We start from the raw sequence: 15344 nt of genomic DNA on the forward strand, positions 1-15344 counted from the left end.
ATCTGGCGCAAATCGTTTCGCCGAAAACCGGTTTTCGACTCGCCCGCCGCCCACGAGGGCGGCGACCGGCATTGCGTCACTTGTTGCAAGTTTGTTCCAAGGGGACGCAACGCCGAACACGTTGAGGCGCGCCGCGAAGACCGACCCGACGGGCGGCCCGTAGGGCCGTGCCTGTAGCCCAAAGGGCGCACAGGCATCGAGAGCAACGCGGCGTGGATTCCGGCAAAGCGACCGAAGGCAGCCCGATGGGCAGTCCCCGTTGGCGACAACGGAGCCATACGGGGATCGCCAGCAGCGATAACCGCGGTTTTTGCCGGAATGACCCCTCTGAAACCCGTAGCGTTTCAGAGGTAAACCGCTCTAATGAGATGCCACGCCTCACCTGTCGGTTCGGCGTGAAGATCACACAGCAAAAAACGCGGTTTTTGCTGTGCTTACGCCGCCTGCGGCGGCGCGCAACCCCTTGCGGGTTTGCGACATGTGTCGCTTGACGCGACACTAAGAGCCCAATCGCAGCACAGGAGAGCATATGCCGACCCCCATTCTGCACAAGGAAAGCCTGATCCCGGGCAAAACCAGCAAACTGGTCCTGCACGCGCCGCACATCGCCCAAAAAGCGCATCCGGGACATTTCGTCATGTTGCGCATGAGCCCCACGGGCGAGCGCATCCCCCTGACCATCGCCGATACGGATGCGGCCAACGGCACCATCACCATCGTCTATCTGGTCCTGGGCAAAAGCACGGCCCTGCTGGAAACCCTCAAGGAAGGCGACGCCATTCCGGACGTCTGCGGTCCGCTGGGCCATCCCACGCACATTGAAAAACGCGGCACCGTGATCTGCGTGGGCGGCGGCACGGGCATCGCGGCCATGCACCACATCGCCAAGGGCCACTCCCGCGCGGGCAACCGGGTGGTGGGCATCATCGGCGCGCGCGGCAAGGACCTGCTGCTCTTTGAAAAAGAGCTCTCCTCCTTTGCCGACGAACTGCTGATCTCCACCGACGACGGCAGCTACGGCCACAAGGGCCTGGTCACGGATCTGCTGCGGGACCGCCTGGAAAAGGACAAGACCGTCTTTGAGGTGGTGGCCGTGGGCCCGGTGCCCATGATGGCCGCCGTAGCCGACACTACCCGCCCCTTCGGCGTGAAGACCACGGTCAGCCTCAATCCCATCATGGTGGACGGCATCGGCATGTGCGGCGCCTGTCGCGTAAGCGTGGGCGGCAAAACAAAATTCGCCTGTGTGGACGGGCCGGAATTCGACGGGCATGAAGTGGACTTCCCCGAACTGCGCCGCCGCCTTTCCGCCTACCGCGACCAGGAAAGAATCTCCTTCGACTCTTACAACGGGTGCGCTCATGGAAACTAAGAAAGCCAAAAAACCGCTGGCCCCCAGGGTGGAGATGCCCTGTCAGCCCGCCGAAGTGCGGCGCTCCAATTTTAAGGAAGTGGCCCTGGGCTACACCAGGGAAATGGCCATGGAGGAAGCCTCACGCTGCCTTCAGTGCAAAAAGCCGCTCTGCGTTTCGGGCTGTCCCGTGGAAGTGCCCATTCGCGACTTCATCGGCGAGGTGGCGCGCGGCAACATGGACGCGGCCTACCGGATCATCAAATCCACCAACAGCCTGCCCGCGGTCTGCGGCCGCGTCTGTCCGCAGGAAAACCAGTGCGAGGGCAAGTGCATCCTGAAGGCCAAAGGCCAGCCCATCGCCATCGGGCGGCTGGAACGCTTTGTGGCCGACACCTACATCGCCACCACGGCCTGTGAGCAGGTCACGGGCACCAATGCCTGCGCCGTGCCCCAGTGCGGCAAAAAAGTGGCCTGCATCGGTTCCGGCCCCTCTTCCCTGACCTGCGCGGGCGTCTGCGCGGCAGCGGGCATCAAGGTGGACGTTTTCGAAGCCCTGCACGAGCCGGGCGGCGTGCTGATTTACGGCATCCCGGCCTTCCGCCTGCCCAAGAATGTGGTGGCTACGGAAATCAACGGGCTGAGCCAGGCGGGCGTGGATTTTCACATGAACTATGTGGGCGGCCGCACCCTGGACGTGGCCGAACTGCGCAAGGAATACGACGCCGTGTTCATCGGCGTGGGCGCGGGCCTGCCGGTCTTTCTGGGCGTGCCCGGCGAAAACCTGGTGGGCGTATTCTCGGCCAACGAATACCTCACCCGCGTGAACCTGGGCCGGGCCTACGATTTCCCCAAGCAGGACACCCCGGCCTTCCCCGGTAAAAACGTGACCGTTTTCGGCGCGGGCAACGTGGCCATGGACGCGGCCCGCACAGCCCTGCGCATGGGCGCGGAAAACGTCTACATCGTCTATCGCCGCACCAAGGCGGAAATGCCCGCCCGCCGCGAGGAAATCGAACACGCCGAGGAAGAGGGCGTGCAGTTCGCCATGCTGGCCTCTCCCCTGCGCTTCAACGGCGACGCCGAAATGCGCCTGCAATCCGTGACCCTGCAAAAGATGGAGCTGGGCGAACCCGACGCCTCTGGACGCCGCCGTCCTGTGCCCGTGGAAGGCGAAGTCTACGATCTGCCCACGGATCTGGCTATCGTGGCTCTGGGTACCCGTTCCAATCCCATTCTTCTGGACGCCACGCCCGACCTGGAGCAGAACAAGTGGGGCTACATCCAGACCAATGAGGAAACCGGCGAAACCTCCATTCCCAATGTCTTTGCCGGCGGCGACATCGTCACCGGCGCGGCCACGGTCATTCTGGCCATGGGCGCGGGGCGGCGGGCAGGGCAGGAAATCGTCAAGAGACTGCTTGCCTGACGCCATGTTCTTTTGCCCGCTGGCTGTGTTAGGCCGCGCGGCCCGGCTTAGTTACGCAGACGACTACGCGCCCGCGCCGGGCCGCTTGCCTGCCTTGCCAGCGGACAAAATTCCTATGGCGTTATGGGAGAGGAGCTTGCCTCCTCTCCCATAAATTTTTATCTTTTTCCTGCGAGCCGCGCACCTGGGACAGCCGAACATGATAACAGTCGATCTGCACACCCACACCAAATACTCGCACGGGGCGAACTCGCCCGCCGAGATGTACGCTTCGGCCCTGGACAAGGGACTGACCCTGCTGGGCTTTTCCGAGCACTCGCCCCGCCCGCTGGGTTTCGACTACCTGCACGAGTACCGCGAGCAGCTCACCCGCCATCTGCCGGACTACGCGCGCGAGGTGCTCGCGCTCAAGGCCGTGCCGCGCGAGGGGGGCCATGGCCCCTGCCGCGTGTTGTTCGGCATGGAAATGGACTGGCTGGACGGGCAGGAAGACTACACCCGCGCCGCGTGCACGGCCTATGACTTCGACTATCTACTGGGCAGCGTGCACTTTCTCGGGCGCTGGGGCTTTGACGACGGCGCGGAGCCCTGGAAAAACGCCTCCCAGGAAGAATGCGAAAGCCGCTATACAGCCTATTTCACGGCCTGGGAAGCCATGATCCGCTCGGGCCTGTTCAATATCGCGGCCCACCCGGACCTGATCAAAATTTTCTCCGTGGAGCAATTCCACATCTGGCTCGCCAAAGCGGAGAGCGCGGCGCAAATCCGCCGCTGCCTCACGGCCCTGCGCGACGCGGGCATGGCCATGGAAATCTCCTCGGCCGGGCTGCGCAAGGCCTGTCGCGAAATCTATCCGGCCCCGCCCATCATGGCCCTGGCCGCCGAGCTGGGCCTGCCCGTCAGCTTCGCCTCGGACGCCCACGGCGTGGACGACGTGGCCCACGGCTTCGCTCGGCTGGGCTCCTACGCCAAAGCGTTCGGCTTCAGGGAACATGTGTTTTTCGACAAGGGCCGCATGACGACCCTCCCCCTGTAAAACGGAGACCGCCCGCATGTCTCCGTTTCGCTTTCCGGCCGCGCCGCCCGCCTCTTGCGCCGCCCCCCTGGTCACGGTGGACGGCGTCAGCCTGTTTCTGCCCGGCGATCCCCGCCAGGAAATGGTACTGCACCATATCGACTGGCGAGTGGAACGCGGGCGGCACTGTGCCCTGCTGGGCCCCAACGGCTCGGGCAAATCCACCTTGCTGCGCCTGCTGCGCGGCGAACTCTGGCCCGCAAGCGGCCATATTTACTGGCATACGGAGGAGAGCGCGGAGGAATCTCCCCTGGCCGGACGCTCCATGACCGCCCTGGTCTCCCCGGCCCAGCAGGAAAGCTACCAGCGTCAGGCCTGGGACATCACGGGCCGCGACCTGCTGCTCACCGGCCTGGAGGACACCCCCCTGCTCTACAGTTGTTCCGGCATGCCCAGGGGTGACGGGCAGGCCGCCGCCGTGGAGGCCCTGGCCGCGCGCCTGAAGGCCCTGGGCCTGCTGGCCCGCAGCCTGCCCACTCTTTCGCAGGGCCAGTTGCGCCTGCTGCTTCTGGGCCGGGCCCTGTTGCGCGCGCCCGCCCTCCTGCTGCTGGACGAATGTGCCGACGGCCTGGATACGGCCCACAAAAAAATCTTTTTCGACGTGCTGGAGGAATACGCCGGGCGCTGTACCGTGATTCTGACCGCGCACCGGCCCGAAGAAATTCCGGACTGGTGCCGCGAGCGCCGCTACGTCAGCAAGGGACGTCTGCCGGACGCCCCGCCCGCCGTTTTTGCCGCCCCGGCCGCGCGGCGCGGGGAAAGCCGCCCGGCGTACAGCGCCACGGGCCGCATCCTGCTGGCTCTGGAAAACGTGTCGGTTTACATTGACCGCCACAAGGTACTGCACGACGTCACCTGGAGCCTGCACGAGGGCGAGCACTGGCAGATCACCGGAGCCAACGGCTCGGGCAAGTCCACCCTGCTGCGCCTGCTGGCCGGGGACGAGTTCGTGGCCGCCGGAGGCATTATCAGCCGCTGGCTGCCGGGCCAGGGCGGCCATGTGGAAATGCTGGCCGATGTGCGCAAGGGCGTGCGTCTGGTGTCGGATCTTTCCCAGGCTCTCTACGGCTTCACGCTCAGCGGGCTGGAACTGGTCTGCTCCGGCTTTGACAACAGCATCGGCGTATACCGGGAATTTACGGAAGAGGAGCGGGACGAGGCCTTGCGCGTGATGGCCGGGCTTTTTCCGGAGGGAGACGCGGCCCGCGTGGCGGAAAAATCCATCCGCCAGCTCTCCAGCGGCCAGTTGCGCCGCCTGTTCCTGGCCAGGGCCCTGGTGGGCCGCCCGGATATTTTGCTGCTGGACGAGCCCTGTTCCGGCCTGGACGCGGAAAGCCGCGCCCGCTACCTGGCCCTGCTGGACCGGCTGGCCGGACAGCCGGAAGAGAGGGAGCAGGACGGACGGGATATCCCTGGGGGCGTGCATCTGGTTTTCGTCTCCCACCACGGAGAGGACGCCCCGCTCTGCGTCAACCGCGAGGCGCGCATGGAAAGAGGGCGGTTGGTCGTGCGGCGCTGAATGCCCGGACATTCCCGGCAAGGGTTTTGCAGACAACAGACGCCCGCGAAAACGGACTTTCGCGGGCGCCCGGCATTAAAAATTTCTTATTTCAGATCGAAGAACAAAAAACGAGGCGCTCAGCGCGCGTCAGGGCCGCCGTCCTTCTTTTTCCGCCCCCACTTGGCCCGGATCACTTCAACAGCCACGGGCAATACGGAAATGACGATAATAGCATAGACGATGATGCCGAAATTCTCGCGCACCCAGGTGAGGTTGCCCAGGAAATAACCGGCGGACACAAGCCCGCCCACCCAGAGAATGCAGCCGGTAATATTGTAGAAAAAGAAGGTGGTGGGGTGCATCAGGGCGATGCCCGCCACAAAGGGCGCAAATGTGCGCACAATGGGCACAAAACGCGCCAGCACAATGGCTTTGCCGCCGTGCCGCTCATAAAACTGATGGGCCTTGAGCAAATGCTCTTTCTTGATCAGCCGGTTTTCGCGGGAAAAAATGGCCGGTCCCACATGCCGTCCGATGCAGTAGTTCACGGCGTCGCCCAAAATACCGGCGGCCAGCAGTACCAGCATGATCTCGCCGTAGCCCATGAGCCCCGCGCCCGCCACCACGCCGGAAGCAAACAGCAGGGAATCGCCCGGCAGAAAAGGCGTGACCACCAGGCCGGTTTCACAAAAGACGATGACGAAAAGAATTGCATAGACCCAGAGCCCGTACTGCTCCACCAGCTCAAACAGATGCACGTCAATGTGCAGCACAAAATCCAGAAAATAACTGACCATTTCCATCCGGGATGATCTCCTTGCCTGCCGGTTTCGCGGCGGGCACTCCGCCCCGCTCCGGCCCCACTCTTGTACCGCAAGCCGGCTTGTGGCACAACAACGCCTATGCCCCGATATCTCTCAGAACAGACCCCCCTTGCGCATCCGCCTCTTCTCGGCGCGTGCTCCGCCCTCGGGTGCGGACGTCAACGTCCGCCGGGGCGGCGCGCATTTTCACCATACCACATCCGGCTCTTCATTCCGCTGCTGTTTTTTCTTTTGTCGGCTGTCCCGGCAGGCAGCGCCGCGGCGGCCGATTCCTACCAGGTAGGCTTCCGCACGCTGGGACAGTGGTCGGCGGACACCAATCTGCGCCTGGACGTCAATATCTGGTATCCCAGCCTCCGGCCCCCGCGCGAACTTAATTACGCGCCCTGGACCATTGCCGCCGCGCGTAACGGCAAGCCGGTGGAGGGGCGCTTTCCCCTGCTGCTCTTGTCCCACGCGTCGCCGGGCACGCGTTTTTCCTACCATGACACAGCCGCCTGGCTGGCTTCTTGCGGCTTTGTGGTGGCCGCGCCCACCCATTCCCAGGACTGCATGGACAATATGAGCCTGCTTTTCACCTGGCGGCAGCTGGAAACCAGGGCCAAAGAACTTTCGTCCACCATCGACCTTTTGCTGGCCGACCAGGAGCTTGCCGCCAGCATTGATAAAAACCGCATCGGCCTGCTGGGCTTCGGCACGGGGGGCACCGCCGCCCTGCTGCTGGGCGGGGCCCTGCCTGACTGCGCCTCCTGGCCGGAATACTGCGCAAAAGCCGGACGCCGGGATATGTATTGCAACCGTTGGGCAAGGGACCGGGTAAACGCCATCTGCCAAAGCCTGCCGCTGACGGAAAGCCTGGCCGATCCCCGGATCAAGGCCGTGGCCGCTGCCGCCCCCGGTTTCGGCATGCTGTTCAGCCCCGCGTCCTTTCGCTATTTTTACCCGCCGCTGCTGCTTATCGCCGCCGAAAGCGACGTCATGAACCGCCCTTCCCTGCACGCCGATACCATTGCCCGACTGCTGAACGGCAAGGCCCGCTATCTCAGTCTTCCGGGCGCGGATACCGGCGCGCTGATGTCTCCCTGCCCGGAGGCCCTGGCCGCTGAGCTGCCCGAACTCTGCCGCTCGGTGAGCCCGGAGGAGCGCCGGGCCATTCACCGGCACATGGATGACGCCCTCAGCGACTTTTTTCTTCATGTTCTGGGCAGCGGTAAAAATCTGCCCGTTATTCCCCCGCCGCCGGACCTGACGCCGCCGCCTCCGCCCGCGCCGCAGCTCCCCGCGCCCGCGCCGCGTCCACGGCAGCACCGCTCTCGCTGAGCCGCGTTGCGAAAGGTACCGGCGGCTTGACAACGCTAGTGCGAATCACTAGCCTCTCCACAGTACATAGATGCTTTCAAAGCCGGTTTTATACCGGACGACGGTCCGTGGGGCCAGAAAACCGCTCCCCGGGATATATATCTATCCATTTCTGACCGGGTCCGGCAACGGGCGTAGGGAAAGACGCCCTCAAAACCAGCTGGGGTTCGTATAACAGCATGAAGAGACTGATCATTTGCATGCTATGCCTGCTGCTGGCACCGGCGTTTCCGGGGATGTGCGCGGCGGCTGTGGACAGCGGGGTGAAGGCCCCCGACGGCTGGGTAATCATGCCTGCCGGAGCGCGGCCCACATATATGGGCATTCATGGGGGCACCATGCCGGTCAGTTTGCTGGTATCCGGCGACGGTTCCTCCCTGTTGACCTTTGTGGGGCGCACGGGCAACGATTTTCTGGATGTGCTGCGCCGCACCGATGTCCGTATGCCCAGCCTGCTCAACGCCACCGCGGCGCGGGATGCCGTCGACGGCGGACTGTTGACCGGCGGCACGGTATTGATGGCGGGCAGCGCCGCCAGCAGCATGCCGGTGATTTATCTTACGGGCGAAGGTTTCGCGCGCGCCGCGCCCTCGCCGGACCAACTTCAGCCCTTCGGTCTTTCCGACAAGCCTCTCTCCATTGAAGGGCAAGTAGCTAAGCCGGCCCATCTTTCCCCGGCAAAAAGGTACCGTCTGTTTTTTCAGCCGCAGTATCTGCAACCCCGCCGCAGCCTGAATTAGTTCAGCGCGAAGTGGAGACGGCGGGCTTTTTGCCGCCGAGCGCGAGCTACTTATTTGATTTTCCAGGAATATCGTAAAACAAATAAAAACTGGATTTTATAAAAGTTTGACTATAATCCAGCTGAATTCACCCGCACAGGAGCGAAACCATGCCCCTTTCCACATATCTGAACGATATGGAAAAACTGTACTCGGCCCGTCTGGCGCATGTTTCATCGGAGCCGACCCAATTGCTGTTCTGCCAGGGCTTGAAATTCCTCATAGAAAATGTGGCGGATTTTGACGCGTGCGTACCTGAGACCAATCCGTTCTACCAGGAATTCGTCAAGCTGCTGGGAGCGGGCATTGCCGGCGATGAAGACTGTTTCAGTCTTTTTGAATGCCTGGCCATCTTCTTCCGCCTCAGGCAGCATGAAAACCCGGACCGGGCCCTGAGCCCCATTGAGCAGCAGGTTCTGCACCATTTTGAGCATTGCGGCGAGTGGCAGCCTCAGGACAATACCCTGGTCAGCCTCTGGTATTGGTGGCGTATTCCGTCGCTGCCGGCGCACTAGAGCCTGCCGGGCATAAGCCCTCCTCACGCGGCCGGGAAAAACGCTTGGGAGCATGCGCTCTTATGGCTTCTGAGCGAAATATGGCGAAAAAACGGCCGCGTCGGGAAGGATTGCAGCGGATGCTGCTGTTTCAGGGCTACAATGCCTTAGGCGTACAGGCCGGTCCAGCCTGAAAAAATCAGAGAAGAAAAATCTGACGACAAGCGGAGCAAGGGTATCTTTGCGCCGTTCTGGGTATTGACATTGTTCTCAATAGGGGCGGCAGTGCCCGTTAGCGTGTAGTGCGCGGCAAAGAACACGCTGCCGTTCATGAGATTCTGAATACTCGCCGCCAAGGCAATCCCGCGCCTTTCCGCCCATGACCGCCACAGCGGCCATGCTTTCCCGGACAGATTCTTATGACAGGCGCGCTCTGGAACATCAGAAGCGCGCCTATTTTTCGCCGGTAATGCCGAACTCCACCGGCACTTTGGTATAAAAAATGCGCAGGCCTTCGGCCGCAATGCGGGCGAACAGGCGTTCCGCCGCTTCGTCGCTGAGCGCCATGGTCACTTCCAGCGGTTGCTCGGCCAGCTCGAAAAAGTTGGCCCAATGCAGCCTGCCGTCCCGTCCGTAACCGCCTTGGGCCGCGCTCATAGTCGCGCCGCTGATGCCGAGAGCCTTTGCCTCCGCCACCAGCCATTCGGCAATGCTGCGCGTGCCGTGGCTGCGGCCCTGCTGCGTGTAAAACGTCAGTTGCCAGCCCCGCATGGCCGCCTCCTTTTTCAAATGAATCTGTCTTGAGAATGAACCCATTCCCCACGGCTTGCGCGTCCGCCTTGCCCGCCCGTAGTGCACGGCATTCACGGGTGTTCACGCGATGTCCGCCGTAGTGCTTCAGGCCGACTACAAAAGACGATTTGTCAGCGCCACGAGCCCAAAAGACAGCGGATCAGGGCAAAGGTGCCCATGCCCAGAAAAGTCATGGCCAGAGAACCGCAGACATGCAGCGCCACGGCTCCTCCGGCCCAGAACAATCGCCCCTGCTGAATCAGGGTCGCCACTTCCGCGGAAAAGGTGGAGAAGGTGGTCAGCGCGCCCAGAAAGCCCGTCACCACCAGTAGGCGCCATTCCGCGCCCAGCGAAGGGAAAAAGGCAAAAATGCTGAGCGCCAGGCCGATGATATAGCCCCCCAGCCAGTTGGCGGCCAGGGTGCCCAAGGGCAGGGTCGGAAAGACGGGGTTCAGCGCCAGGCCGAGCAGCCAGCGCAAGACGGCCCCGGCCGACGCGCCCACGCAGATGGCAAGCAGAGAATGGATCATGGCCGGCCCCCTCAGACTGATGGCAAACCCCGCTTGCACGGTGCTTGTGCCGCCATCGGCTCGTTTTCAGAAAAACTTGCCGGGCACCCTTCGGGCAGCTCGCGGCACGGCAACGCCGTGACCTGCTTCTGATTTTTGACCGCGTTGACGTTGTCAACGCTCCAGTGCCTGTCAAGGCTATAGAATTTTTGTTCGCCCGCAAGGAAGATAAAACTGCTTTGAGGAAGTGTACTCTTGCCTCAGCCGTTGCAGCGAAGCTGCACGAATAAGGACAGCAGAGATCTGGCACTCGACCGAGGCTGCCGCACGCGGCAGGGGCAAAAAGGCATAGCGTTGGCAAGGCCCAGGCGTCCGGCCCCATACGGGGCCGGACGCCTGGGGATCAGATTTTAGAACACGTTGGGATTCATGGCGATGAGCACCCAGCAGATGATGCCCACGACAATGCCGTAGAGCATGAAGGGCCAGAAGGTGCGCTTGAGCACCTCGCCTTCACGGCCGGAGAGGCCCACCACGGCGCAGGCGGCCACGATGTTGTGCACGCAGATCATATTGCCCATGGCGCCGCCCACGGCCTGGGCGGCCACGATGATCTGGCGGGGCAATCCCAGTGCGCCCGCCATGCCCCACTGGAATTCACCGAACATCAGGTCGGAAACCGTGTTGGAGCCGGTAATGAACGCGCCGAGACCGCCCACGAAAGCGGCCAGCATGGGCCAGACGCTGCCGGCGGCGGCGGCCACGGCCTCGGCCAGGGCCAGAGGCATGGAGGGCACGCCCAGCGGGTTGGTGGCGGAACCGCGGAAGATGGACACCAGAGCCACGGCAAAGATCAGGGCGATGGTCGGGGCCTTCATCTTGCGGAAACTCTCGGCCCAGGCGTCCTTCACGGCGGAGCCGGGCATCTTGTGCAGCAGAATGGTCAACAGGGCCACTACGACGAAGAAGGTGCCGGGCACATAGAGGTAATCAATGCTGGCGCTGACGCCCTTGAAGCCCAGGATGTCGACGAAGTTCAGCTTCTGGGCCGTGAGCCAGGCCTTGAGGCCCAACTGGGGAATACGGGAGATGACCAGCAGGGCGCAGATGATCACATAGGGCAGCCAAGCCATGAACTGGCTCATGTGAGCCTGGAATTCGGTCTTGGTGTTCAAAGGCACGGTGCCGGACCAGGAGGGGTCCCACTCACTGTGCGGCGGGAAGCCCCAGACGTCCTTGGGCACGCAGAAGCCTTTCTTAGTGCCCCAGATCACCACGGCCAAGCCGAGCAGGCCGCCGAGCATGCTGGGGAATTCCGGCCCGAGCAGCCATGCGCAGAGCAGATAGGGGATCAGGAAGCAGACCGCGGCGAACACGCAGTATTTCCAGGCCCGAAAGCCGATGGACCAGGACTTTTCCGCGCCGAAAAAGCGGGTCAGGAAGCCGAGCATGAAGATGGTCAGAATGATGGCCATGGGGGCGTGCATGAAAGTGGCCCACTCGCCCACGGCTTTGCAGAAACCGTCATACGTGGTGAAAGGGAGGTTGGGATTGTTGGCGACGGCTTCGGCCACGGGGCCTTTCAGGAAGCCGAAGCCCACGATGACCGGCGTGCCCACCGCGCCGAAGGTCACGGGCACGCTGTTGAAGACCAGGCAGATCACCGCGGCCGCCATGGCCGGGAAGCCCAGGGCGAGCAGCAGGGGCGCGGCCAGGGCCGCCGGCGTGCCGAAGCCCGCCGCGCCTTCGATGAACGCGCCGAACATAAAGCCGATGATGATGGCCTGGAGGCGCCGGTCACGGCTTACATTCTGCATGCCGTGCTGGATGGTCTCCATGCCCCCGCTTTTTTCCAGGGTGTACAAAATAAGAATGGCGCCGAAGACGATAATCAGCACGCCCACGGCCACCACCACGCCTTGCAGGGAAAGCGCCAGCAGATACATGACGTCCAGATTCCAGCCGATCAGGCCGCAGATCACGCAGGCGAGCCAAGCTACGGGCATGGCCCGTGTGGCGGGCCAACGCAAACCCACCATCAGGACAAGGGCCGCCACAATGGGGATGACCGCCAGTAACGCCAGCATTCCAATAGACATGAAAACCTCCCTTAGTTAACCGGGTCCGCAGGATCGGAGCAGTTGACGCACGTCATGCGTGAACTGCCCAAGGCCATTCCTCCGCCGGAAAACATCCGGCGTTTTTTCCAGGCCGATCCCGCCCCCTCCGCGCCGGCACGCGGAACAGAGCACCTTTGATACCAGTTCTTCATCGATAACGTAAAACGCTATAAAAACGCAAGGGCACGCCGCTTTTTTCTTTGCAACGGCGTGCCCTTATTTGAGGTTTTTTTCGGCGCGGCCGGGGTTCCCGGAGTGGGAGCCCCCGGCGCCCCTGCCTCCGGGGCGCGCCGCGCTAACGTTTGAGGTTTTCGGCCAGAAGTTCCGCGATGTGCTGCACTTTGACGTTAAGGCCCGTCTTTTCAGCGCCGCCGCGCAGCTGCATGACGCAACCGGGGCAGTCCACCACCAGGCGGGCGGCGCGTGTTTCACGGACGTTCTTCAGCTTCTTGTCCAGCAGTTGGGCCGAGATTTCCGGGAATTTCATGGAATACGTGCCGCCGAAGCCGCAGCAGACTTCTTCCTCCTCGCAGGGCACGTACTGGGCCGCGTCCGCGATGAGTTCACGCGGGGCCTCCTTGACGCCCAGGCCCCGGCAGAGGTGGCAGGAGGCGTGGTAGGTGACCCTTTCGCCGGAATTGGTGAAGTCCTCGGGCTTGAGGCCCAGGCGGTCGCGCACGAAGGAGCTGAAGTCGATAACCTTGTCCGCGAAAATCTTGGCCTGGGGCAGGATATCCGGCTCATTCTCCAGGATTTTCGGATAGGTGTGCTTCAGATGCGACGCGCAACTGGCGCAAAGCGTGATGATGGCGTCGTACTTGCCCACGGCAAAGGCCTGAATGTTCTGCTTGGCCACGTCCACCGAGGTTTTGCGCTGGCCCATCATTTCCAGGGGCAGGCCGCAGCAGGTCTGCTCCATGGGAAATTCCACTTCCACGTTTTTGGCCGCCAGAATCTTCACGCAGGCTTCAAGCTGCTCGGGATAGACGAAATCCTGGGCGCAGCCGCTGAAGATGGCCACCCGCATGGTGGGATTCTGGGCCTTGGGCGCGATTTCCGGCCAGCGGTCGCGGAAGGACTTGTTCGCAATGGCGGGCAGGGCCTTGAAGCCGTGCTTGCCCAGGAATATGGCCGGAAGATGACGCTGGAACTGCGTGCCGCCGGTAAAGGGTTTCTGGGCGTATTTGGCGAACTTGAGCAGGCTGTGGAAAAGCTTGCGGTTTTTCATCACCGAGGCCAGGAGAGCCGCCTGGGCTCCGCCGCCCTGCTCTTCCGTGACCCGGCTGCGGATCTCGCGGATCAGACGCGGCAGGTCGATGCCGCCCGCGCAGACATTGGCGCAGGATTCGCAGCCCACGCAGTTCTGGCAGAGCACCTTGGCCTTGTCCTTGCCGTGGAAGAAATAGGTCAGGATCAGGCCGATGGCGCCGATGTAGATGTAGCCCATCTTGTGGCCGCCCACCAAGCGGAACACCGGACAGACGTTGGCGCAGGCGCCGCAGCGTACGCAACGGAAAATCTGCGAGAACAGCGGGTCCTTGGCGATTTCGGTACGGCCGTTGTCCAGAAAGACCACATGCATGATCTTTTTGTTGCCCGGCGCGGAAGCGCAGGGACCGGCCCCGCACATCCAGGTCACATAGGAGGTCAGGCGCTGGGCCGTGGCGTTGCGCGGCAGCACCAGCAGGGCGGTGAGGGCCTGGTCCAGGGTGGGGATCAGTTTGTCCAGACCGGCAATGGCCACATGCACACGCGGCAGGGTGGTGACCATGCGGGCATTGCCTTCGTTGGTCACGGTGGACACGGCCCCGTTTTCGGCCACGGCGAAGTTGCAGCCGCTGACGCCCATGTCCGCCGCGATGAACTTGCGGCGCAACTGCACGCGGGCCACCTTGACCAGCTTCTGGACGTCGGTGTCCTGCTTTTCGCCCGTGGCCTTGGTGAAGTCGTCGGCCACCTGGTAGCGCGAAAGATGGATGGCGGGCATGACCATGTGCGAGGGGCCTTCATGGCGCAGCTGGATGATCCATTCGCCCAGGTCCGTCTCGTCCACAATCAGGCCTTCGGCCTCCAGCGCGGGATTGAGCTGGATTTCCTCGGCGGTCATGGATTTGGATTTGACCACCCGCTTGACGTCGTTTTCCTTGGCGATGCGGGCGATGATCTCATTGGCTTCCTTGGCCGTGGCCGCGCGATGCACGTGCACGCCGCGCTTTTCCGCCTGCTCCTTGAACTGCTGGTAGAGTTCCTCCATGTGCTGGCAGGCGTAGTCCTTGGCTTCGGCTATCTTGGCGATGAGGCCACGCTCGTCCACTTCCTGGAAGACGGCTTCGCGGTTGGCCCGGTAGGACACGGCAAAGGTGTCCAGAGTGCGGCGCAGAAAATCGTCCTGCAGGGCCTCATCGATTTGCTTGCGGTAATCGGAAAGAGATTTGGGGGCTTCATGCATGGCCTCAGTCCTCCAGAAGAATGATGTGCAGTTCCAGCGGGCCGTGCACGCCCACAGCGCCCACCCGCTCGATGTCCGCGGTGCGGCTCGGGCCGGTGATCAGCGTGGTGTACGTGGCGGGCGCGGCGTTCATGCGTTCGCGCAGAAGCTGGGCAATGGAAGGAAGATCGGGATAAATGTCGGACTTGCGCAGCAGGATGACGTGGATTTCCGAGATCATGCCGGCCAGACGAACGTCCTCGTTATCCGTGTTCATCATGCAGGTGCCGCTGCCGGCCACGCCGAGCTCGGCGCGGGACAGGCCCACGTCGATGCCGGCCAGATGGTTGCGCAGGCCGTTGCGCAGGCAGGCAAAGCCCTTTTCCTCGCAGGCCAGGGCCAGGGCGGCGAAATCCTCGTCGTCAAGGTCCGGCGCGGCCACAATGCGCTGCACACGGGTGGGCACCTTGTTGGGGCCCAGCGGGCCCTGCTGCACGCCGGGCTCGTCGGCCAGCAGTTCGGCCGGGGCTTTGTTTTCACAGACATCCACCACATACTGCAGGGCCGCCGCCATGGACGGCACTTCCTGCACCACGGCGTTGACTATGGCGGCTTTGGCGCTGAAGGCCTCTACCAGTTCCGGGTTCACAGGGGGCATAGCGTACTCCTTTGAACGGCGTTAA

The 15344-nt window shown here is 62.9% G+C and carries 14 protein-coding genes; 7 read left to right on the forward strand and 7 right to left on the reverse strand.

What is annotated here, in order from left to right; all coding sequences use genetic code 11:
* The first annotated feature begins 529 nt into the window (after positions 1-529).
* The 4 genes from AXF13_RS11120 to AXF13_RS11135 all read left to right on the forward strand — a co-directional run bounded on the left by AXF13_RS11120 (position 530) and on the right by AXF13_RS11135 (position 5374).
* Positions 530-1372, forward strand: coding sequence for a sulfide/dihydroorotate dehydrogenase-like FAD/NAD-binding protein (locus AXF13_RS11120; protein WP_062253294.1), 843 nt, complete (start codon positions 530-532; stop codon positions 1370-1372).
* On the forward strand, positions 1362-2780 hold the full coding sequence (gene gltA / locus AXF13_RS11125) for an NADPH-dependent glutamate synthase (RefSeq protein WP_008681934.1): 1419 nt from the start codon (positions 1362-1364) through the stop codon (positions 2778-2780). The genes AXF13_RS11120 and gltA overlap by 11 nt, the downstream gene beginning before the upstream one ends.
* A gap of 199 nt (positions 2781-2979) precedes the next feature.
* A complete protein-coding gene (locus AXF13_RS11130) occupies positions 2980-3816 on the forward strand; it encodes a histidinol-phosphatase (RefSeq protein WP_062253295.1) in 837 nt (278 codons plus the stop codon).
* A 16-nt stretch (positions 3817-3832) separates the two neighbouring features.
* Positions 3833-5374 carry an ATP-binding cassette domain-containing protein gene (locus tag AXF13_RS11135; protein ID WP_062253296.1) on the forward strand — a complete coding sequence of 514 codons (1542 nt, stop codon included), beginning with the start codon at positions 3833-3835 and terminating at the stop codon, positions 5372-5374.
* A 119-nt stretch (positions 5375-5493) separates the two neighbouring features.
* Here the strand turns inward: AXF13_RS11135 and AXF13_RS11140 are convergent, their stop codons facing one another.
* Positions 5494-6159: a DedA family protein gene (locus AXF13_RS11140; RefSeq protein WP_062253298.1), complete on the reverse strand. Its 666-nt coding sequence runs from the start codon at positions 6157-6159 to the stop codon at positions 5494-5496.
* Between the two features lie 252 nt (positions 6160-6411).
* Here AXF13_RS11140 and AXF13_RS11145 point away from each other — a divergent pair, with 252 nt between their 5' ends.
* The 3 genes from AXF13_RS11145 to AXF13_RS11155 all read left to right on the forward strand — a co-directional run bounded on the left by AXF13_RS11145 (position 6412) and on the right by AXF13_RS11155 (position 8833).
* Positions 6412-7500: an alpha/beta hydrolase family protein gene (locus AXF13_RS11145; protein ID WP_223299908.1), complete on the forward strand. Its 1089-nt coding sequence runs from the start codon at positions 6412-6414 to the stop codon at positions 7498-7500.
* 218 nt (positions 7501-7718) lie between these two features.
* Positions 7719-8279, forward strand: a complete 561-nt coding sequence (locus tag AXF13_RS11150) for a hypothetical protein (RefSeq protein ID WP_062253301.1) — start codon at positions 7719-7721, stop codon at positions 8277-8279.
* 149 nt (positions 8280-8428) lie between these two features.
* On the forward strand, positions 8429-8833 hold the full coding sequence (locus AXF13_RS11155; RefSeq protein ID WP_062253303.1) for a hypothetical protein: 405 nt from the start codon (positions 8429-8431) through the stop codon (positions 8831-8833).
* 146 nt (positions 8834-8979) lie between these two features.
* Here the strand turns inward: AXF13_RS11155 and AXF13_RS17145 are convergent, their stop codons facing one another.
* The 6 genes from AXF13_RS17145 to AXF13_RS11185 all read right to left on the reverse strand — a co-directional run bounded on the left by AXF13_RS17145 (position 8980) and on the right by AXF13_RS11185 (position 15319).
* Entirely contained in the window at positions 8980-9144 is a 165-nt protein-coding gene (locus AXF13_RS17145; protein ID WP_190276349.1) for a hypothetical protein, read from the reverse strand.
* A 121-nt stretch (positions 9145-9265) separates the two neighbouring features.
* Positions 9266-9583, reverse strand: coding sequence for a DUF190 domain-containing protein (locus AXF13_RS11165; RefSeq protein ID WP_062253306.1), 318 nt, complete (start codon positions 9581-9583; stop codon positions 9266-9268).
* A gap of 152 nt (positions 9584-9735) precedes the next feature.
* A complete protein-coding gene (gene crcB / locus AXF13_RS11170) occupies positions 9736-10134 on the reverse strand; it encodes a fluoride efflux transporter CrcB (RefSeq protein ID WP_062253308.1) in 399 nt (132 codons plus the stop codon).
* A gap of 389 nt (positions 10135-10523) precedes the next feature.
* On the reverse strand, positions 10524-12212 hold the full coding sequence (locus AXF13_RS11175) for an L-lactate permease (RefSeq protein ID WP_062253310.1): 1689 nt from the start codon (positions 12210-12212) through the stop codon (positions 10524-10526).
* A gap of 316 nt (positions 12213-12528) precedes the next feature.
* Positions 12529-14682, reverse strand: a complete 2154-nt coding sequence (gene ldhH / locus AXF13_RS11180; RefSeq protein ID WP_009302860.1) for an L-lactate dehydrogenase (quinone) large subunit LdhH — start codon at positions 14680-14682, stop codon at positions 12529-12531.
* A gap of 4 nt (positions 14683-14686) precedes the next feature.
* Positions 14687-15319 carry a LutC/YkgG family protein gene (locus tag AXF13_RS11185; protein WP_008681966.1) on the reverse strand — a complete coding sequence of 211 codons (633 nt, stop codon included), beginning with the start codon at positions 15317-15319 and terminating at the stop codon, positions 14687-14689.
* Positions 15320-15344: the final 25 nt, after the last annotated feature.

This window comes from Desulfovibrio fairfieldensis, assembly GCF_001553605.1.
GTDB lineage: Bacteria > Desulfobacterota > Desulfovibrionia > Desulfovibrionales > Desulfovibrionaceae > Desulfovibrio > Desulfovibrio fairfieldensis.